This window comes from Catellatospora bangladeshensis, assembly GCF_016862575.1.
GTDB lineage: Bacteria > Actinomycetota > Actinomycetes > Mycobacteriales > Micromonosporaceae > Catellatospora > Catellatospora bangladeshensis.
In genome coordinates this window covers 94,285-113,048 of the sequence record NZ_BONF01000008.1, presented here as the reverse complement: position 1 = coordinate 113,048, position 18,764 = coordinate 94,285, and the positions used below count along the sequence as shown (strand labels likewise).

The window sequence follows — 18,764 nt, the reverse complement described above, 5'->3', positions numbered from 1 at the left end:
CGCAGTTTCGGGGAAAGTGCACGCATCACGCGACCGGTGCCTGCACTTTCCCCGAAACTGCTGACCGGGCGCGGCGGCAGCAGGAGGGGCGGGGTCAGATCCAGCCGCGGCGGGCGGCGATGGCGCCGGCCTGGAAGCGGTTGGCGGCGCCGAGTAGCTCGTAGAGGCGGCTCATGCGGCGGCGCATGGTGCGCACCGACCAGTCGAGCTGGCGCGCGATCGCCTCGTCCTTGAGGCCGCTGACCAGCAGCGCGAGTAGCGCCCGGTCCTCCTCGGACACCGGGTCCTCGGCGGGGGCCTGCAGTGGCACGGCACTGCGCCAGCACAGCTCCCAGTAGTCGATCAGGCCGTCGAGCAGTGTGGACGGCCGGATCACGGCGGCCCGCACGTCGGTCAGGTCAAGTGACAGCGGCATGAGGGCGATGCGCCGGTCCACGATGGCCAGCTTGATGCGCAGCCCCGGCAGCACGCGGGCCTGCTCGCCGTGGCCGATCAGCTCCCGGATGTCGTCGAAGACGCCGGGCCACTCCAGCGCCTCGGGCGCGTACACGGCCCGGTACTTCACGCCCCGCGCGATGTTGGCCTGCTCGATCGGGTTCGAGGTGGTCAGCGCGTACGGCGGCCGGTCCAGCGTGATCACCTCCTCGCGCGCCTCCTGCTGGATCTGCACGAACCAGCGGCCCAGCGCCTCGCTGCCGGTGACGATCTCGATCTCCTCGCCGGTGCCGGAGTGCGCGGCGGCGAACAGCAGGGCCAGCTTGCCGGCGGCGGCCTGCACCTGGTCCAGCTCGGCGGCCCGGCTGCGGACCAGGGCGGACACCGCGGCCTGCGGCTCGATCGCGGCATACCGGCGGCTGCGCCCGGCCAGGCGCCCGACCAGGCCGTGGTCGCGCAGCCGGTCCAGCGCGCGGGCCACCCGCTCCGCCGAGCAGCCGAGTTCCGCGGTCAGGTCGGCGGGGGAGGCCGTGCGGCGCACGAGAACGGCCCGGTAGACGGCCTCGTCGAAGGGGTCGACACCGGCGGGGGTCAGCTCGGAGGTCATGTGCCTGATCCTGGCCCAAAAGTGCCACCGGCAGCAACGGGCCAGCCGATGTCATTGCGCCCTCAAGGTCACGACCACTAGACCGAACAGTCATGAAACTCCCCCCTCGTTCCATCGCGGCCGGGCTCTCGGTCGTCCTCGCCGCCGGGCTCGTCTCGGCCTGGTCCCCGGCGGACGCCGCACCCCCGCCGGCGCTGCGGCGCGTCATCGTGCTGCTGGCCGGTGACGCCGCGGTCGCCGCGGCCCCGGGCGGCTCGCTGCGCGACGCGCGTGGCGCCGATGCGGCCCGGGTCGGCGACGCCCGCAAGGCGGTGCAGGACCGCCAGCGCGCGCTGCTCGACACCGCGCGCCGCCAGGGCCTGCGGGTGACCCGCGAGCGCCCGCTCGGCCTGCTGGTCAACGCGGTCGCCGCCACGGTGCCCGCCGGCGACGTGGCGCGGCTGTCCGCGCTGCCGGGTGTGCTCGCGGTGGTGCCGGACGCCCCGGTGCGGGCGCACACCGACGTGAGCGTGCCGCTGATCGGCGCGCCCGAGGTCTGGCAGCGGCAGGACGGCACGGGCACCCCCGCCAACGGCACCGGGGTGACCGTCGCGGTGCTGGACAGCGGCATCGACTACACCCACCCGGACCTGGGCGGCGGCTTCGGCGCGGGCTTCAAGGTGGTCGGCGGGTACGACTTCGCCAACGGCGACGCCGACCCGATGGACGACAACGGGCACGGCACCCACGTCGCGGGCATCATCGCGGGCCGGGCGGCGGCGCCGGGCGGGATCACCGGCGTCGCGCCGGAGGCGGACCTGCTGGCGTACAAGGTGATGAACGAGTGGGGCGAGGGTTACACCTCGGACATCATCGCGGGCCTGGAGGCGGCGGCCGATCCGGCCAACCCGCACCGGGCCGACGTGATCAATATGAGCCTCGGCGGCTTCGGCGACGGCCTGGACCCGCTGGGCCTGGCCGCGACGGCCGCGACCGAGGCGGGCGTGGTCGTGGTGGCCTCGGCCGGCAACAGCGGCCCGGGCCGGGACACCGTCAGCACCCCGGCCGCGGCCGACGGCGTCATCGCCGTGGGCGCGTCCACCAGCAACATGGTGCTGCCCACGGCCTATGTGGACGGCGTGCGGGTGCAGACCTACCGCGGGCACCTGTCGGCGAACCCGGCGGCCGAGCCGGTCACCGGGCGGCTCGTGGACGGCGGGTCCGGCAGCACCGAGGAGCTGGACGCGGCGGGCGACCTGCACGGCAAGATCGTGCGGATCAACGGCTACGCCGCGCCGGTGCTCGACTACCTCACCCAGTGGGAGCTAGACCTGGCCAAGGAGCTGGAGCGGCGCGGCGCGCTCGCGGTGATCTCCGGCCAGGGCGGCGGTGGCGGCCCCGTGGTGGCCTCCGCCGGCGGCGCCGTCCCCGCCGCCCCGTCGGGCGGCCCGCGCGGGCTGGCCAAGGACCTGGCCAAGGGCCTCGTGGGTACGCAGGCCTCCGGCGACCTGTACCGGATGGACAAGCTGGTCGTGCTCGGCATGGACGGCACGCAGTACGAGGAGCTGACCGCGCGCCTGGCCGCCGGTCCGGTCGACGTGACGCTCAAGGGCGAGGACGTGACCGACCGGATCGCGTCGTTCTCCTCGCGCGGCCCGTCGCTGCGGTTCGGCCTCAAGCCGGAGCTGGTCGCGCCCGGTGTGGGCATCCGCTCGACGGTGCCGACGGCGCTGTTCGGGCCGGGGCAGTACCTGATGTCCGGCACCTCGATGGCCGCCCCGCACGTGGCGGGCGCCGCCGCGCTGCTGCGCCAGCTGCACCCCGGCCAGGACCCCGCCGCGGTGCTGTCCACGCTCACGGGCACCGCGAAGCCGGTGGGCGGCACCCCGACCGCGTACGGCGCGGGCCGCCTCGACGTCGCAGCGGCGGCGCAGGCGGTGCTCACCGCGTCCCCCGCGAGCATCTCGTTCGGCCTCGCGGACCTGTCCGGCCCGAAGGTGGGCGGCAGCGCCACGGTGACCCTGCACAACTCCGGCACCCGGGCGATGACCGTGCGCCTGCGCGCCGGCTCGGCCGACGTGCGCCTCAAGCCGGACCGGGTCACCGTCCCGGCCGGGCGGACCGCGAAGGTCGCCGTCACGCTGTCCGCGAAGCGGCCCGCCGGGGACACCGAGATCTCCGGCGTCATCACCGCCGACGGCGGCTCGGGCCGCGTCACGCGGGTGCCGTACCTGCTGGTCGTGCGCCCGCTGATCGTGGCGGCCACGCCCGACCCGAGCGACGGCACCAGCACCGTGTGGATCGGCGCGCCGACCGCCCTCGGGGCGGCCCCGGTGGTGACCGTCGACCCGCCGCGCGGCAAGCCGTACACGGTCACCGCGACGCACCGCTACGACACCGTCTACACCGCCGACCTGACCGGTGCGCACCCCGGCGCGTACGGCATCAGCGTCCAGGGCACCGCGGCCACCGGGCAGCGGCTGAGCGGCGCGAGCGGCTTCGAGGTCACCCCCGAGGACGTGCGGCGCAACAGGTGGCAGCCGGTCGGCCCGAACGGCGCGGGCGGCCAGCTCACGCTCACCCCGGCCGACGGCGCGCAGGGCGTCATGACCACTGACTACAAGGCGGGCCTCTGGCTCACCACCGACCACGGCACGACCTGGAGCCAGCTCAACCGGCTCCCGGTCGGCGGCGGCTCCGGCCTCGGCACCGTCGTGGTCGACCCGGAGAACGCGGCCCGCTGGTGGTACGCGGTGAACGACCCGCAGGCGGGCGGGCGGATCCTGCGTACCACCGACAAGGGCCGCACCTGGACGACGCTGCCCGCGCCGGAGGGCTGGGTGACCGGCCTGCTCGCCGACGCCCAGGCGCGCGTGCTGGTGGCGGTGGTCAGCGGCACCCTGCTGACCAGCACCGACGGCGGCGACACGTGGACGCCGCAGCCGTCCGGGGTGCCCGGCGAGATCGTGTACACGGCGATCGGCGGCGACGACCTCTACCTCGGCACGTACGACGGCGTGTGGAAACTGTCCGGGATCACCTCGGGCACGCCGGGCACGGCGGTCCAGGTGTACGACGGCGGCTCCCGGTTCGTCGCGGCACTCGCCGCCGACGAGGGCGTGGTCGCCGCGGTGGTCTGGGGCGAGGGCGTGGTCGGCTCGCACGACGGCGGGCAGCACTGGTCCACCCTGTACCAGCGCGACTTCGGCCTGAGCACGCTGCGCGCGACCGGCGGCGAGCTGTACGCGGCGACGCTGTCCGGCGAGGGCCTGCGCGGCCGCGACCACGGCCGGACCTGGGAGTCCGTCGCCCTGCCGTCGCACGACGCGTACGTCTACGACTACGACCGCTGGCCCGACGGCACGGCCGCGACGACCACCACGGCGGGCGTCTACGCCGCGTCCGGCGACGGGTTCCGCCGCCTCGGCGTGCAGGGCACCACCGTGTACGACCTCGCCTTCACCGGCGGCGACCTGCTCGCCGGCACCGAGAACGGCCTCTACCGCACCACGTCGCCCGCGACGAGCGCCGAGTGGGGCGCGGCGCGGGGCGAGGGCTGGATCGGCGAGGGCGCGGAGCACCTGGCCGCCTCCCCGGCCGACCCGAAGGTGCTCTGGAAGGTCCGCCGCCTCGGCTGGGGCGACCAGTTCGTGCTCGCCCGCAGCGACGACGGCGGCCACGAGTGGACCGAGCTGGCCACCGCCTCGGAGAAGCCGACCGCGCTGCTGATCCACCCCGCCGACCCCGGCCAGGTGTACGCGGGCTTCGAGCGGCTGTCCGACCAGGGCCTCACGGTCACCCGCGACAACGGCCGCACCTGGAAGAACCTCTACCTGCCCGAACGCGTCAACGCACTGGCCGGCGACCCCGCCGACCCGCGCCGCCTCTGGCTGGGCATGAACAGCGGCCTCTACCGCTCCGACGACGGCGGCGTGAACCTCACCAAGGTCGCCGACGGCCCGGTCACCGCGATCCACCTCGACGGCGGGCGCTTCGTGCTCGGCGGCGACACGATCCGGACCAGCACCGACGGCGGCCGCACCTTCCGCACCGCCGACACCGGCCCGCTGTCCCTGCTCGTGTCCGACTTCGCGGCCAAGGGCGACACCCTCTACGCCGCCACCACCGCCCACTCCTCCTACGGCCTGGCCAAGGGCGGACGCGGCGTCCTGCGCAGCACCGACGGCGGCCGCACCTGGCACAACATCTCGTCCGGCCTCCAGAACACCGACGTCATCACCATCGCCGTCAGCCCCGACGGCCGCTGGCTCTTCGCCGGCACCCTCCGCGGCGGCACCCACCGCCTCCCCCTGTAAAGGAAGGGCACCTTCTTAACGCTTTACGTATAGGAAGGTGCCCTTCTTAACCTCTCGCAGGTCAGGCCGCACTGTCCCAGCCGGACGGTGCGGCCTGACCCTTCCAGTGGCTGTCCCCGTTCACGCAGCGCTGCTAGCTTTCGGGTGTGCGGCTGGGTGTCTACATCGACGCGTTCAACCTCTACTACGGCGGCCGGTCCTTCTTCGGCCGCGGCACGCCCGGCTGGCGCTGGCTCGACGTACGCGCCCTCGCCCGCGCCGCCGTCGCCCGCCGCACCGACTGGCCCGGCGCGAGCATCGAGCGGATCGTGTACTGCACCGCCGTCATCGACCAGGCCACCAACCAGTCAGGCTACGTCGACCAGCAGATCTACCTAAAGGCCCTGGAAGCCCATGGCAGCGTCGACGCCATCGAATACGGCTACTACGTCAACCGCGTGAAGTACGCCCCGCTCGCCGTGCCCGCGGGCCGCTCCCGCAAACCCAAGCTGGTCCACCCGACCTGGCCTGTCATGATCCAGAACGCCGCGAAGCAGCCCGTGCCCAAAGGGCTGTTCATGGTGTCGTACTCGCACCGCGAGGAGAAGGGCTCCGACGTCAACGTCGCCTCCCACCTGCTCGTCGACGTGCTCAGCGGGGCCGTCGACGCCGCCGTGGTCATCTCCAACGACAGCGACCTGCGCTTCCCGCTCCAGCACGCGCGCACCGTGGTGCCGGTCGGCCTCATCAACCCGTCCCCGGGCTGGCTCGCCGGGGCGCTGGCCGGGCAGCCCGACGACGGCGTCGGGCGGCACTGGTGGCACCAGCTGCGGCCGGGGGAGTTCGAGCGGGCCCAGCTCCCCGCCCAGGTCGGGGCTTATGCGAAGCCCACCGGGTGGTGACCGCCGTCATTGACGTGCCTGTCCGGCCGCTGGTAGCTTCGAGACATAACTCACCCGGCCTCCCTCGTGGAGCCGGGTTTTTACGTGCGGGGCAGCGGCGCGATCAACCCCTGTGGCACTATCTGCTGCTCATGAGGAACTCGCATCCCAGTCAGTCGCCACGGCTCTACGCGCTGGCGGCCACCGCGCTGGGTGTCGGGCTCGTCGGCCTGGTCTGCGCGGGCAACCTCGACTACCAGCTCCGCGACCTGGCTCCGTTCGTGGTCGGGCTGGCGAGTGTCGCCTTCACGCTGTGCCTGATCCTCCTCGCCGCCGCGGCCTTCGCCTGGGTGCTGCGCGGGCATGCGGTATGGCGGGAGTCCGGCGGCCTGGCCGAGGACGTGGCGCAGGCGAAGGCCCGTGCCCGCCAGGACGCCGACGAGCGGGCCGCCTGGGAGCACCACCAGCGCACCAAGGACGCTCCCGCCCCGGCCGGGACAGCGGCGCCCGCCGTGGAGCCGCTGCGCAGCGCGGCACCGGCCGTTGGCGACGCGGAGCCGGGGGCGGCGGCGCATCCATGAGGTGACGGCCGGAGCGTCGAAATCCTGTGCGATGCTGCGCCGATGACACCGCTGAAATTGATCGAGACCGACGCCGGCAGGTACTCGCTGCTGCTGAACGCGGGCGACACCAGCGTCGACGGGCTCATCGAGGAGCTGGGGCACGAACCCAACGGGTACTTCTGGGAGGGAATCGCCGAGCTGCTCGTCGAGCACGAGGCGACGGAACTGGGCGGCCGGTTCGACTACGACCCGGAGGGCGGCATGTTCTGCGCCTACGGCACGGACCGCGCCGCGCTGGAGGAACTGGGCGCGCTGATGGCGCTGGCGGAGGCGACCGGGTTCGAGTTCGACGACTGACCGGGGCAGTGCACGGCCCCGGCGACGTCCAGTCGGTCAGGCGATCCGTAGGCGCTCGTTGGCCTGGCCTGTCAGGTCCGCGATGAGTTCGAAATCCTTGTCCAGGTGAAGCAGGACATGGCCGGCGCGTTCCGCCGCGGCGGCGATGAGCAGGTCCGGAATGCCGGGTGCCCGGTGCAGGCCACGATCGGCGAGCTGTAACTGAACGTCTACCGCTCGCTGCTCCATGGCCGGCGTCAGATACTCGACCGGCATCAGCGACAGCGGCGGTTGACTCGATGCTGTGCGCAGATCACCGGCGGAGCGTGCGGAGAACCCGACCTCGCAGAAGCGTCACCGTGGTGACGTGGACCAATCCGCGGCCGATGCGATCGGCCCACGCTGCGGCATCGGGACTGGTCGACAGCCGGACAAGCGCGGACTTGTCGATCAGCCAGGTCATCGCCACGCCTGCCGCATGGTCTCCTCGTCGGCCAGATCGCCGAAGCTGGTCTCGAACCGGGTCAGATCCTCGATCGAGACGGCGCCCGGCTTGTGGGCAGCCTGGGCAAGCGTCCGCCTCAGGTATTCGCTTCGGGACAGGCCGAGGCGTCCGGCGTTGCTGTCGATGGCGGCGACAACCTCATCGGGCACGTCGCGGATGAGCAGGTCGGTCATCATCGCTCCCGAGGGTCCGCCGGCGGTGATATCCCATGATATCACCGCTGACATCGGCCGATCGCCGCGCTCGAGTCCGACTCCGGATGGGAGCCGCGCGGCGGAACATACAGTTGAAGCCGCTGATCTGCTCTTAGCAGTTCAGCGGCTTCTTGGTGCTGGTAGACCGTGGTGCCCCCGGCAGGATTCGAACCTGCGCCCCCGCCTCCGGAGGGCGGTGCTCTATCCCCTGAGCTACGGGGGCTCAGCGACCGACAAAGAGTATCAGGTCCCTCCGCCGTCACCGAACCGGTATACCGCTCGGCCGTTCGGGCGATGGCATGTCGCGGCGCCCCATCAGCTACCAGCCGGTTAATCCGATCCGGCGCACCCCCGCGGCGAGCGAGTATGTGGCGTTCCGTAAACCCATCTCCTCGGAGGAACCATGCGCCAGCGCTGGACTTCCCGCCTCGCGGTTGTTGCTGCCGCCGGCCTTCTCTCCCTCGGCACGGCCACTGCGGCCTGGGCCGGGACGACTCTCCCCATCCACAGCTCGCACGTGCCGACCACGGCCGCCGGCTTCGGGTCCAAGTCCTGCACCGGCCCGTTCGCCTCGCTGCCCGCGGGCAAGGACGGCTGGCACTTCGTGCTGCCGAACGCGAGCGGTGACGACTTCACCTCGCTCAGCGCGACCTTCAGCAACGGCACGACCGCCGTCGTGACGAGCAAGGACTCGGCCGCGCCGTCGACGGGCACCGGCTGGTCCGGCTACATCGACAACGCGGGCGCGTCGGACAAGCACGTCTACCTGATCACCGACGCGGGCTGGACGCTGACCGCGGCCTCCGCCGACGTCGAGGGCGCGACGGCGGACGGCTACTTCAACCTGAGCCACACCTGCGCCGGAACCCCGAGCTCGCCGAGCCCGAGCCCGTCGACCTCGACGAGCCCGTCGCCGTCGTCCTCGCCGGAGCCGTCGGGCACCCCGGAGCCGTCCGACAGCCCGGACCCGTCGGGCACCCCGGCGCCGTCCCCGTCGGAGCCGGGCCTGCCCGTGACCGGTACGGCCGTGACCGGCATCGTGCTGGCCGGTCTGGTGCTCGTCGCCGGTGGCGCTGTGACCCTGTTCATGGTGCGCCGCCGCCGGGACCTGCCGACCGAGGCCTGATCCCGCAGCCAGAACTGAGAAAGGGCCCCGCCGGAATCCGGCGGGGCCCTTTCTCGTCGTCCGTTCAGCGCTTGGCCAGGGTCTCCTGGAGGCGCTGCATGTCGGAGATCTCAGCGGTCTGGCCGGCCTTCATGCCCTTGGCGAGCCAGGTCACGTCCGGGTCGGTGGAGTCCGCGAGCACCGCGTCGACCATGTGCACCCCGCCCAGGTGATGTTTGATCATCATGTCCAGGAAGAGGCGGTCGAACTCCTTGCCGGTGGCCTTCTGCAGCGCTTCCATCTCGGCCTGGGTGGCCATGCCCGGCATCAGGTTGCCGTTGATGAGCGCCTTGTCGCCGTCGGGCATCCAGGCCATCGGCTTGGCGGTGCCGTTGAGGTTGAGGCCCCAGTCGCGCAGCCACTGGCTCATGATGCCGATCTGGCCCTGCTGGGTCATCGCGACGTCCTCACCGATGGTGCGGACCTCGTGCGAGTGGCCCTGCTTGGCCGCCAGGATGCCCATCGCCACGGCCTGCGCGTGGTGGGCGGTCATGTCGCGGGCGAAGCCCGCCTCGGCGGAGTCGTCGGCGGGTGATCCGCTGCCGAGGACGCGGGTCAGGCCGGCGCCCAGCGCCAGCCCGACCAGCAGCGTCACAGCGGCCACGAGGGCCAGCCCTCGCTTGCTGACGATCGTGAACCCGCGAGGGCTGTTCCTCGTGTCGGTCATGGTGCTCCCGTCAGCCCTGCATCCCGCCGTTTTGCAGCGCGGCGGCCTGCTGCTCGGTCAGCGGCTTGTCGCCGGTGGCGGTGTTGCCGCCGGAGCACAGGGCGGTCGGGCCCTCGAGGCTCGCGTTCACGCGCAGCGCGCTGATGAAGTCGCCGATGCGGGCGTCGTCGGCGTTGTCGACCTTCAGCTGGTAGCCCCAGGCCTGCAGCGAGATCGCCTTGTCCAGGCCCGTGTACGGGCTCATGAACATCTTCTCCACGCCGGTGACCCGGGACGCGAGCTTCGCCACCTGGTCGGCGGGCAGGTCGGGGCGGTACGTGATCCAGACCGCGCCGTGCTCCAGGGAGTGCATCGCGTGCTCGTTCGGGATGGGCGCGTCGTAGACGTTGCCCGTGCAGGTCTGCCACACGTACGAGTGGTTGCCGCCGACTGGCGGGCTCTGCTCGTACTTCACCTGGTCGTAGGTGTGCTCGCGGCCGAAGTCCTGGCTGAAGTGGGTGATGCCGTCGATGCCCTGGGCGCGGTCCTCCCAGCCGTAGCCGGCGCCACCGGGGCGGAACGCGGCCCAGGCACCCCAGCCGATGATGCCGACGGCGATCACGCCGACCGCGACGAACATCGCGATGGGGCCCCAGTTGCGACCCTGGTTGACCTTGATTGGCGTGATCGGCTTCTTGGGTCCGCCGCTCTTGCCGCCCTTGGGCGGGGTCTTGCCGCCGCCGGTGTTCGGCTTGGCGCCGGCCGCGGGCTTGCCGCCGACCTTCACAACATTGGGGCGGTGCTGCTCGCCGCCCTGCGTGCTGATGCTCATCGTGGTGTCCGTCACATCGAGGGGTGGGCGCGCCCGCCATGTGGTGGGACGCAGATCGCCAGAGTCTACCCGGTTAGCATGGCCAGGTGACTCCCGCGAATCTCGCCGACGCCGTCCTGACCGCCGCAAAAGCCGTTTTCGCGGCACGAAGCTTCGATATGTCGGCCCTGCCGGCCGCGGCGACGGTGGAGCGACCGCGCAACCCGGAGCACGGCGATTACGCCACCAACCTGGCCCTTCAGGTGGCCAAGAAGGTCGGCGCCAACCCGCGTGACCTGGCCGCCGCCCTGGCCGAGGAACTCAGCAAAGTCTCAGGCATCGCCTCGGTGGAGATCGCCGGGCCGGGCTTCCTGAACATCCGGGTCGACGCCGCCGCGGCCGGCGAGCTGGCCCGCCTGGTGGTCACCCGGGGGAGTGCGTACGGGCACGGTGTCGCGCTCGCCGGCCAGCGGCTCAACCTGGAGTTCGTCTCGGCGAACCCGACCGGCCCGATCCACCTGGGCGGGGTCCGCTGGGCCGCGGTCGGCGACGCGCTCGCGCGGCTGCTCAAGGCGTCCGGCGCCGAGGTCACCACGGAGTACTACTTCAACGACGCCGGCGCGCAGATCGACCGGTTCGCGAACTCGCTGCTGGCCGCGTCGCGCGGGGAGCCGACGCCGGAGGACGGCTACGGCGGCGCGTACATCGCCGAGATCGCCGAGGCGGTCAAGGCGAAGCGCCCGGACGCCGACGACCCCGAGACGTTCCGGGTCGAGGGCGTCGAGCTGATGTTCGCGCAGATCAAGTCGTCCCTGGCCGAGTTCGGCACCTCCTTCGACGTGTACTTCAACGAGAAGGACCTGCACGACAAGGGCGAGCTGGACCTGGCCCTGGAGCGGCTGCGCGGGCAGGGCCACCTCTACGAGGCCGACGGCGCGACCTGGCTGCGCACCACCGACTTCGGCGACGACAAGGACCGGGTGCTGCGCAAGAGCGACGGCGCGTGGACGTACTTCGCCGCCGACTGCGCCTACTACCTCGACAAGCGCGAGCGGGGCGCGGACCGGGTCATCCTGATGCTGGGCGCCGACCACCACGGCTACGTGGGCCGGATGAAGGCCATGTCCGCCTGCTTCGGCGACGACCCGGACGTCAACCTGGAGATCCTCATCGGCCAGCTGGTGAACCTGGTCCGCGACGGTCAGCCGGTGCGCATGAGCAAGCGCGCGGGCACCGTGGTGACGATGGAGGACCTGGTCGAGGCGATCGGCGTGGACGCGTCCCGGTACGCGCTGGCCCGCTACAGCATCGACTCGCCCATCGACATCGACGTCGAGCTGTGGACCCGGGCGAGCAACGAGAACCCGGTCTACTACGTGCAGTACGTCGCGGCGCGGACCGCGGGCGTGGGGCGGCAGACCGCCGACGCCGGGCTGACCCGCGACACGCTGCCGTTCGACCCGGCGCTGCTGTCCCACCCGAAGGAGCTGGACCTGCTCAAGGCGCTCGCCGACTACCCGGGGGTGGTGGAGACCGCCGCGGAGCTGCGCGAGCCGCACCGGGTGGCCCGCTACCTGGAGTCGCTGGCCGGGGCGTACCACCGCTTCTACGACAACTGCCGGGTGCTCCCCCTGGGGGACGCATCGGTCGAGCCCGTCAACGTCGCCCGGCTCTGGCTCAACGACGCCACCCGCACCGTCATCGCCAACGGCCTCGGCCTGCTCGGCGTGACCGCCCCCGAACGGATGTGAACCGCCTTGCGTGCTCATGAGGCAGGCGCCCTGCACGGTGAGATCGGCCGGACCGGCCCCGCCTGGCTGCGTACCCCCGCCGATGTCAACGAGCTGATGACCCCGCTGTGGCCGCGGACCGCCGCCAAGGACGAGGCGGGTCTGCTGCACGTCGGCGGGCTGGACGTGGCGAGCCTGGCGCAGGAGTTCGGCACCCCGGCGTTCGTGCTGGACGAGGAGGACTTCCGGGCCCGCTGCCGCGACTTCAAGCAGGCGTTCGAGGGCGCGCACGTGTACTACGCGGGCAAGGCGTTCCTGTGCCGCGCCGTGGTGCGCATCCTGGTCGACGAGGAGATGCACCTCGACGTGTGCAGCGGCGGCGAGCTGGCCACCGCCCTGGCCGCGGGCATGGACCCGGCGCGGATCGCGCTGCACGGCAACAACAAGTCGGTACGCGAGCTGACCCGCGCCGTCGAGGCCGGGGTGGGCCGCATCGTGGTCGACTCGTTCGACGAGATCGAGCGGCTGGCGGCGGTGGCCCGCGAGCGCGGGGTCCGGCCGCGCGTCATGATCCGGGTGACGGTCGGAGTCGAGGCGCACACGCACGAGTTCATCGCGACCGCGCACGAGGACCAGAAGTTCGGCTTCTCGCTGGCCGGGGGCACCGCGTTCGAGGCGGCCCGGCGCATCCTCGCGCAGGACGCGCTGGAGCTGCGCGGCCTGCACTCGCACATCGGCTCGCAGATCTTCGACACCTCGGGCTTCGAGGTGAGCGCCCGCCGCGTGCTGTCGCTGCACGACCGGATCCGGACCGAGCTGGGCGCCGAGCTGCCCGAGCTGGACCTGGGCGGCGGCTTCGGCATCGCGTACACCAGCCAGGACACCCCGTCGCCCGCCGGTGACCTGGCCAAGCGGATGTTCAAGATCGTCGAGGACGAGTGCCGGGGCCTGGGCATCGCCCAGCCGCACCTGTCCATCGAGCCCGGCCGCGCCATCGTCGGCCCGTCCACCTTCACGCTGTACGAGGTCGGCACGGTCAAGCCGCTCGACGGCCTGCGCACGTACGTCAGCGTGGACGGCGGCATGAGCGACAACATCCGCACCGCGCTGTACGACGCGTCGTACTCGGCGACCCTGGCGTCGCGTGCGTCACAGGCCGAGCCGATCCTTGCCCGCGTGGTGGGAAAACATTGTGAAGCCGGGGACGTGGTGGTGAAGGATGAATTCCTGCCTGCCGACGTCCGGCCCGGAGATCTTATCGCGGTGCCCGGCACCGGCGCCTACTGCCGGAGCATGGCCAGCAACTACAACCACGTGCCCCGGCCGCCGGTGGTGGCCGTGCGCGACGGGCAGGCACGGGTGATCGTGCGCAGGGAGACCGAAGACGATCTCCTCGCGTTGGACGTCGGGTAGGGCACGCGCACGCGGGGCCCTGACAGGTGAGCGTTACGGGAGACGAAGTGGCTGACTCGGTCAAGGTGGCGCTGCTCGGATGCGGCGCCGTCGGCTCGGAGGTCGTCCGGTTGCTGCACGAGCAGGCCGACGACCTCACGGCGCGCATCGGCGCGCCCGTCGAGCTGGTCGGCATCGCCGTCCGGCGTGCCGGCCGCGACCGGGGCGACCTGCCGGTCGACCCCGAGCTGTTCACCACGGACGCACTCGGCCTGGTCAAGCGCGACGACGTGGACGTGGTCATCGAGGTGGTGGGCGGGATCGAACCCGCCCGCACCTGGCTGGTCGAGGCGCTGCGCTCCGGCAAGAGCGTGATCACCGGCAACAAGGCCCTGCTCGCCGAGGACGGCGGCAGCCTGCACGACGCGGCCGCCGAGGGCGGCGCCGACCTGTACTACGAGGCGTCCGTCGCCGGGGCCATCCCGCTGCTGCGCCCGCTGCGCGAGTCGCTGCACGGCGACCGCATCACCCAGGTCACCGGCATCGTCAACGGCACCACCAACTTCATCCTGTCCGCGATGGACGCCACCGGCGCCGGGTTCTCCGAGGCGCTGGAGGAGGCGACCGCGCTCGGCTACGCCGAGGCCGACCCGACCGCCGACGTGGAGGGCTTCGACGCCGCCGCCAAGGCGGCGATCCTGGCCAGCCTCGCGTTCCACACCCGGGTGCGCGCCGAGGACGTCTACCGCGAGGGCATCACCGAGGTCAGCGCGGCCGACGTGGCCAGCGCCAAGGCGATGGGCTGCACCATCAAGCTGCTGTGCATCGCCGGGCGCACCGCCGACGGCGGCGTCAGCGTGCGCGTGCACCCCGCGATGATCCCGCGGACCCACCCGCTGGCGGGCGTCGGCGAGGCGTTCAACGCCGTCTTCGTCGAGGCCGAGGCCGCCGGGCAGCTCATGTTCTACGGCCGTGGCGCGGGCGGCGCGCCCACCGCGTCCGCCGTGCTCGGCGACCTGGTCGCGGTAGGCCGCAACCGCCTGGCCGGGGTCCGCGCCGCCAGCGAGTCCGCGTACGCCGACCTCACCGTGCACCCGATGGGCGAGGTCCGCACCCGCTACCACGTCTCCCTGGACGTCGCCGACCGCGCCGGTGTGCTGGCCTCCGTCGCCGGCGTCTTCGCCCGCCACGACGTCTCCATCGCCACGGTCAACCAGTCGGGCCGCGGCGACGAGGCGATCCTCGTCATCGTCACCCACTCGGCCCCCGACGCGGCGCTCGCGGCCACGGTCGCCGAGCTGCGCACGCTCGACTTCGTCAGGGACGTGGCGAGCGTTCTGCGCGTCGAGTTCTGACCGAACGGCCGGGACCGGTCGGCGGATGGGCCGGTCCGTCCCGGCCGCTCGCGCTGTTTACCTCCTGAGGCCGCGCCGAGCCGTCGCGCGGCCCTGCCGAGGAGGTCGTGGTGAACCTGGGGGCAGGCGGGACGGGGCGCAGGCAGCGGTGGGCGGATCGCCAGAACGCGCGGCTGCGGCAGGAGCACGAGGCGTCGCTGCGCCGCTGGCAGAGTGAGGCGGAGCTCAACGAGCACTACCACGCGCTGGCGATCGGCGCCCGGCCGCTGGGCCCCGATCAGGCACCCGCCAGGTTGGGCCTGGGCGAGGGCGAGGAGCTCTACTGGACGGGCTCCGGTGCGGTCCTGGTGGAGTGCGCCGAGCCGGTCCGGATGTTCCGCCCGGGGCACACCGCGTACTCTCCGGCGCGGCGCGGCGGGGCGTACGCCCCGCTCTACTACGACGCCGACGCGAGCCGTGACCGCGGCCGGGTCGTCGTCACCGACCAGCGGGTCCTCTTCATCGGCGGCCACATCGATCGCACCTGGCCCTACGCCGCGCTGACCGGACTGGTGCACTCCCACCGGGGCGCCATGACGCTCATGCGGGTCTCGCACCGCCAGGCCGACTCGGGATTGGCGCTGGACCAGCGTTCCGGCGACGAGTTCCGGTTCTACCTGAGCCTGGCGATGGCGGCGGCCCGCGGGGACCGGCCGGGTTTCGTGGCGCACCTGGCCAAGACCGTGGCGGGTCACCTCGGCGAGCGGCCCGCACCGCCGCGTCACGTGTGGCCGCGGCAGGCGCCGGCCGCCGCCACGGCCGCGGCCACCTGGCTGCGGCGGTCCTGCTTCGGCCCGCCCGGCGCCACGACGGCGCGGCAGGCCGTGCCGGTGCTGATCATGGCCATGATCGCGCTCTGGGCAGGGGTGGTGCTCATGCCCGGAGCGGCGGACCCGGCAGGCAGGCCCGCTCCGGCCGCCGCCGCGGGCACCCCCGGCCCCACCCCCGGCCCCACCCCCGGCCCCACCCCCGGCGTGACGGCGCAGGGCGGCCCGTCGCCCAAGCGCTCGCCGAAGCGGTCACCGGTGCGGTCGCCTGAGCGGTCGCCGGAGCCGGAACGCGGGCCGGAGCGCTCCGCCACGCCTGCCGGGTCGCCGGCGTGGGGCTCGCCGTCGCCCTCGGCGGTCGCGGCCGATCCGGCGGCCTACTGCGAAGACCTCCAGAACCCCTGGGGCTACACGTTCTGCGACGGGGAGCCGATCACCGAGCCGGACGCCGCCTTCTGCGACTACTTCGAGTGCGTCAAGAACTTCTGGCAGAGCAAGGGCTACGTGGTCCAGTGCGAGGACGGGACGTTCAGCAAGGCGGGCGGCCGGGGCGGCGCGTGCGTGCAACACGGCGGCGAGAAGCGGACGCTGTATCAGGAGGGGTAACGTCCCGGAGGGTGGAACCTGAGTGGTGATCCGCGCGGCGAGCGGGCAAGGTACTCGATGACACTCGGTAAGGAGACCAGCATGTGGCGTGGATTGATCGAGCAGTACCGGGACCGCCTGCCGGTGACCTCGAAGACGCCCGTGATCACGCTGCACGAGGGGAACACCCCGCTGGTCCCGGCCCCGGTGCTGTCCGACCGCACCGGCTGTGACGTGTACCTGAAGGTCGAGGGCGCCAACCCGACCGGCTCGTTCAAGGACCGGGGCATGACGGTGGCGGTGTCCACCGCCGTCGAGCACGGCGCCAAGGCCATCATCTGCGCCTCCACCGGCAACACCTCGGCCAGCGCCGCGGCCTACGCCGCGCGCGCCGGCATCACCTGCGCCGTCCTGGTGCCGCAGGGCAAGATCGCGCTGGGCAAGCTGGCCCAGGCGCTGGTACACGGTGCGAAGCTGCTCCAGGTCAGCGGCAACTTCGACGACTGCCTCGGGATGGCCGGCAAGCTGGCGCAGGACTACCCGGTGGCGCTGGTCAACTCGGTGAACATCGACCGGCTGCACGGCCAGAAGACGGCCGCGTTCGAGATCGTCGAGGCGCTCGGCGACGCGCCGGACATCCACTGCCTGCCCGTCGGCAACGCCGGCAACATCAGTGCGTACTGGATGGGCTACCAGGAGGACGTCGCGGCGGGCAACGCCACGAAGGCCCCGAAGATGTACGGCTTCCAGGCCGCGGGCTCGGCCCCAATCGTCAACGGCCAGGTGGTGGCGAACCCGTCCACGATCGCGACGGCGATCCGGATCGGCAACCCCGCCTCGTGGACCAAGGCGCTGGACGCGCGCGACGCCTCCGGCGGGCTCATCGACGCGGTCACCGACCGCGAGATCCTCTCCGCGTACCGGCTGCTCGCCCGCGAGGTCGGCGTCTTCGTCGAGCTGGGCTCGGCGGCGAGCGTGGCGGGCCTGCTCCAGGCCAGCGCGGCGGGCAAGGTGCCACACGGCTCGCGCATCGTCTGCACGGTGACCGGCCACGGCCTCAAGGACCCGGAGTGGGCGATCTCCACGGCCCCCGCCCCGACCACCATCGGCAACGACCCGCTGGCCGCGGCTCGCGAGCTCGGTCTGGCCTGACCGGCCGCCGGAGGCGGCGCGCCGCAGATCACAGGGTGGGCAGCGCACCAGTGGGATGATCCCAGGTGTACGGTGCCTTCGTGCTCAGGGTCCTTACGCGTAGTGCCGACTTCCGGCGCCTGTTCCTCGCCGAGGTCATCGTCTTCGGCGCCGACTGGTTCGTGATGGTGCCGCTGCTGGTGCTGCTCAACCGGGAGACGGGGCAGGGGCTCTGGGGCGGGCTGGCGCTGGCGGTGGAGACCGGTACGGTCGCGCTGCTGCTGCCGTACGCGGGCACCATCGCGGACCGGTTCGACCGCAAGCTGATCCTGATCGTCTCGAACCTGTCCGCGCTCGTCGCGGTCGGCGGCCTGTTCCTGGTGCGCGGCCCCGCGGCCGGGCCGATCGCGCTGGTGGCGCTGGCCGCGCTGGCCACGGCGAAGGCGTTCTACACCCCGGCCGCCAACGCGGCGGTGCCGAACCTGGTGGACCCGGTGGACATGGGCCCGGCCATGGCGGTGAACGGCACGGCCTGGGGCACCATGACCGTGGTGGCCTCGTCGCTGGGCGGCCTGGTCACCGAGTGGCTGTCGCCGTACGCCTGCTTCGGGCTGGTCGCGGTCAGCCTGGCCACCTCGGCGCTGCTCACCTCGCGCATCAGGCGGCCCATGCAGGAGCTGGTCGCGGCGCAGCCCCGCCCGGCGTTCGCGGCGATCCGGGAGGCGCTGGCCTACCTGCGCCGCGAGCCGCGGCTGCTGGCGCTGGTGACGGTGAAGTCGGCGGTGGGCACCGGCAACGGCCTGCTGGCGACGTTCCCGTTCATCGCGGCGGCGTTCGGGGTGGGCGCGCGCGGGCTGGGCCTGATGTTCGCCGTACGCGGCCTGGGCAGCCTGGTCGGCCCGTTCCTGTTCCGCGCCGCGCTGGCCCGGCCGCACTGGCTGTTCCCGGCGCTGGCGCTGTCCATGTCGACGTACGGGCTGACCTACCTGGGCGTCGCCGGGGCGGGCTGGTTCCCGCTGGTGCTGGCGGGGGTCTTCGTGGCGCACGCGGCGGGCGGCGGCAACTGGGTGATGTCGAACTTCGCGATCGCCCAGCAGGTGCCCGACGAGCTGCGGGGCCGGGTCAACGCCACCGACACGATGATCGCGATGCTCGCGGTGACCGCGTCGCAGCTGGTGGTGGGCGCGTTCGTGGACTCGGTGGACTGGCGGGTGCTGGTCGCCTGCTGCGGCTTCACCACCCTGACCTACGCCGTGGGCTGGTTCCTGGTCACCCGCCGCATCCCGGCCCCGGCGCCGGCCCTGGCCGACTGAGGAACGCGCTTGACATGCCCTGCTAGCTTGGTGAT

Annotated in this window: 17 protein-coding genes and 1 tRNA gene; 11 read left to right on the top strand and 7 right to left on the bottom strand. The window is 72.7% G+C overall.

Going from position 1 to position 18,764, the window contains the following annotated elements:
• Positions 1-94 precede the first annotated feature (94 nt).
• Positions 95-1,042, bottom strand: coding sequence for a helix-turn-helix transcriptional regulator (locus tag Cba03nite_RS05670; RefSeq protein WP_203742747.1), 948 nt, complete (start codon positions 1,040-1,042; stop codon positions 95-97).
• A gap of 92 nt (positions 1,043-1,134) precedes the next feature.
• Here Cba03nite_RS05670 and Cba03nite_RS05665 point away from each other — a divergent pair, with 92 nt between their 5' ends.
• The 4 genes from Cba03nite_RS05665 to Cba03nite_RS05650 all read left to right on the top strand — a co-directional run bounded on the left by Cba03nite_RS05665 (position 1,135) and on the right by Cba03nite_RS05650 (position 7,117).
• On the top strand, positions 1,135-5,337 hold the full coding sequence (locus Cba03nite_RS05665; protein ID WP_203742745.1) for a S8 family serine peptidase: 4,203 nt from the start codon (positions 1,135-1,137) through the stop codon (positions 5,335-5,337).
• 146 nt (positions 5,338-5,483) lie between these two features.
• Positions 5,484-6,218 carry a PIN domain-containing protein gene (locus tag Cba03nite_RS05660; RefSeq protein WP_203742743.1) on the top strand — a complete coding sequence of 245 codons (735 nt, stop codon included), beginning with the start codon at positions 5,484-5,486 and terminating at the stop codon, positions 6,216-6,218.
• Between the two features lie 131 nt (positions 6,219-6,349).
• Positions 6,350-6,778: a hypothetical protein gene (locus Cba03nite_RS05655; RefSeq protein ID WP_203742741.1), complete on the top strand. Its 429-nt coding sequence runs from the start codon at positions 6,350-6,352 to the stop codon at positions 6,776-6,778.
• A gap of 42 nt (positions 6,779-6,820) precedes the next feature.
• The gene (locus Cba03nite_RS05650; protein WP_203742739.1) at positions 6,821-7,117 is read left to right on the top strand and encodes an Imm51 family immunity protein; all 297 of its coding nucleotides are present in this window, start codon (positions 6,821-6,823) and stop codon (positions 7,115-7,117) included.
• A 36-nt stretch (positions 7,118-7,153) separates the two neighbouring features.
• On the opposite strand, the gene Cba03nite_RS39540 is transcribed toward Cba03nite_RS05650, so the two are convergent.
• The 4 genes from Cba03nite_RS39540 to Cba03nite_RS05635 all read right to left on the bottom strand — a co-directional run bounded on the left by Cba03nite_RS39540 (position 7,154) and on the right by Cba03nite_RS05635 (position 8,018).
• Entirely contained in the window at positions 7,154-7,372 is a 219-nt protein-coding gene (locus Cba03nite_RS39540) for a PIN domain-containing protein (RefSeq protein ID WP_239125491.1), read from the bottom strand.
• Positions 7,373-7,409: 37 nt separating this feature from the next.
• Positions 7,410-7,559, bottom strand: a complete 150-nt coding sequence (locus tag Cba03nite_RS39535; RefSeq protein WP_239125490.1) for a PIN domain-containing protein — start codon at positions 7,557-7,559, stop codon at positions 7,410-7,412.
• Positions 7,556-7,774, bottom strand: a complete 219-nt coding sequence (gene vapB, locus Cba03nite_RS40205) for a type II toxin-antitoxin system VapB family antitoxin (protein WP_203742737.1) — start codon at positions 7,772-7,774, stop codon at positions 7,556-7,558. The genes Cba03nite_RS39535 and vapB overlap by 4 nt, the downstream gene beginning before the upstream one ends.
• A 169-nt stretch (positions 7,775-7,943) precedes the next feature.
• Positions 7,944-8,018, bottom strand: a tRNA-Arg gene (locus tag Cba03nite_RS05635).
• Between the two features lie 294 nt (positions 8,019-8,312).
• On the opposite strand from Cba03nite_RS05635, the gene Cba03nite_RS05630 reads away from it, so the two are divergent.
• Positions 8,313-8,921, top strand: coding sequence for an LPXTG cell wall anchor domain-containing protein (locus Cba03nite_RS05630; RefSeq protein ID WP_203742735.1), 609 nt, complete (start codon positions 8,313-8,315; stop codon positions 8,919-8,921).
• Positions 8,922-8,985: 64 nt separating this feature from the next.
• On the opposite strand, the gene Cba03nite_RS05625 is transcribed toward Cba03nite_RS05630, so the two are convergent.
• The gene (locus Cba03nite_RS05625; protein ID WP_203742733.1) at positions 8,986-9,627 is read right to left on the bottom strand and encodes a DUF305 domain-containing protein; all 642 of its coding nucleotides are present in this window, start codon (positions 9,625-9,627) and stop codon (positions 8,986-8,988) included.
• Positions 9,628-9,637: 10 nt separating this feature from the next.
• Entirely contained in the window at positions 9,638-10,438 is an 801-nt protein-coding gene (locus Cba03nite_RS05620) for a thioredoxin-like domain-containing protein (RefSeq protein WP_203742731.1), read from the bottom strand.
• A gap of 86 nt (positions 10,439-10,524) precedes the next feature.
• Here Cba03nite_RS05620 and argS point away from each other — a divergent pair, with 86 nt between their 5' ends.
• The 6 genes from argS (at position 10,525) to Cba03nite_RS05590 (ending at position 18,729) form a co-directional block, all read left to right on the top strand.
• Positions 10,525-12,168 carry an arginine--tRNA ligase gene (gene argS / locus Cba03nite_RS05615; RefSeq protein ID WP_203742724.1) on the top strand — a complete coding sequence of 548 codons (1,644 nt, stop codon included), beginning with the start codon at positions 10,525-10,527 and terminating at the stop codon, positions 12,166-12,168.
• Positions 12,169-12,174: 6 nt separating this feature from the next.
• A complete protein-coding gene (gene lysA, locus Cba03nite_RS05610) occupies positions 12,175-13,560 on the top strand; it encodes a diaminopimelate decarboxylase (RefSeq protein WP_203742722.1) in 1,386 nt (461 codons plus the stop codon).
• A gap of 47 nt (positions 13,561-13,607) precedes the next feature.
• Positions 13,608-14,894 carry a homoserine dehydrogenase gene (locus Cba03nite_RS05605; RefSeq protein WP_203742720.1) on the top strand — a complete coding sequence of 429 codons (1,287 nt, stop codon included), beginning with the start codon at positions 13,608-13,610 and terminating at the stop codon, positions 14,892-14,894.
• A 110-nt stretch (positions 14,895-15,004) separates the two neighbouring features.
• Complete coding sequence (locus Cba03nite_RS05600; protein ID WP_203742718.1) at positions 15,005-16,306, top strand: DUF3761 domain-containing protein; 1,302 nt, start codon at positions 15,005-15,007, stop codon at positions 16,304-16,306.
• Between the two features lie 81 nt (positions 16,307-16,387).
• Positions 16,388-17,437, top strand: coding sequence for a threonine synthase (gene thrC / locus Cba03nite_RS05595; protein WP_203742716.1), 1,050 nt, complete (start codon positions 16,388-16,390; stop codon positions 17,435-17,437).
• Between the two features lie 80 nt (positions 17,438-17,517).
• Positions 17,518-18,729: an MFS transporter gene (locus tag Cba03nite_RS05590; protein WP_203742714.1), complete on the top strand. Its 1,212-nt coding sequence runs from the start codon at positions 17,518-17,520 to the stop codon at positions 18,727-18,729.
• The last annotated feature ends 35 nt before the right edge of the window (positions 18,730-18,764 follow it).

What these genes read in the sequence shown, in the direction of transcription:
- Cba03nite_RS05665 (WP_203742745.1), top strand. Translation starts at nt 1,135, where the DNA reads ATGAAACTCCCCCCTCGTTCCATCGCGGCCGGGCTCTCGGTCGTCCTC.
- Cba03nite_RS05650 (WP_203742739.1), top strand. Translation starts at nt 6,821, where the DNA reads ATGACACCGCTGAAATTGATCGAGACCGACGCCGGCAGGTACTCGCTG.
- Cba03nite_RS39535 (WP_239125490.1), bottom strand. Translation starts at nt 7,559, where the DNA reads ATGACCTGGCTGATCGACAAGTCCGCGCTTGTCCGGCTGTCGACCAGT.
- Cba03nite_RS05620 (WP_203742731.1), bottom strand. Translation starts at nt 10,438, where the DNA reads ATGAGCATCAGCACGCAGGGCGGCGAGCAGCACCGCCCCAATGTTGTG.
- thrC (WP_203742716.1), top strand. Translation starts at nt 16,388, where the DNA reads ATGTGGCGTGGATTGATCGAGCAGTACCGGGACCGCCTGCCGGTGACC.
- Cba03nite_RS05670 (WP_203742747.1), bottom strand. Translation starts at nt 1,042, where the DNA reads ATGACCTCCGAGCTGACCCCCGCCGGTGTCGACCCCTTCGACGAGGCC.
- vapB (WP_203742737.1), bottom strand. Translation starts at nt 7,774, where the DNA reads ATGACCGACCTGCTCATCCGCGACGTGCCCGATGAGGTTGTCGCCGCC.
- Cba03nite_RS39540 (WP_239125491.1), bottom strand. Translation starts at nt 7,372, where the DNA reads ATGCCGGTCGAGTATCTGACGCCGGCCATGGAGCAGCGAGCGGTAGAC.
- Cba03nite_RS05655 (WP_203742741.1), top strand. Translation starts at nt 6,350, where the DNA reads ATGAGGAACTCGCATCCCAGTCAGTCGCCACGGCTCTACGCGCTGGCG.
- Cba03nite_RS05625 (WP_203742733.1), bottom strand. Translation starts at nt 9,627, where the DNA reads ATGACCGACACGAGGAACAGCCCTCGCGGGTTCACGATCGTCAGCAAG.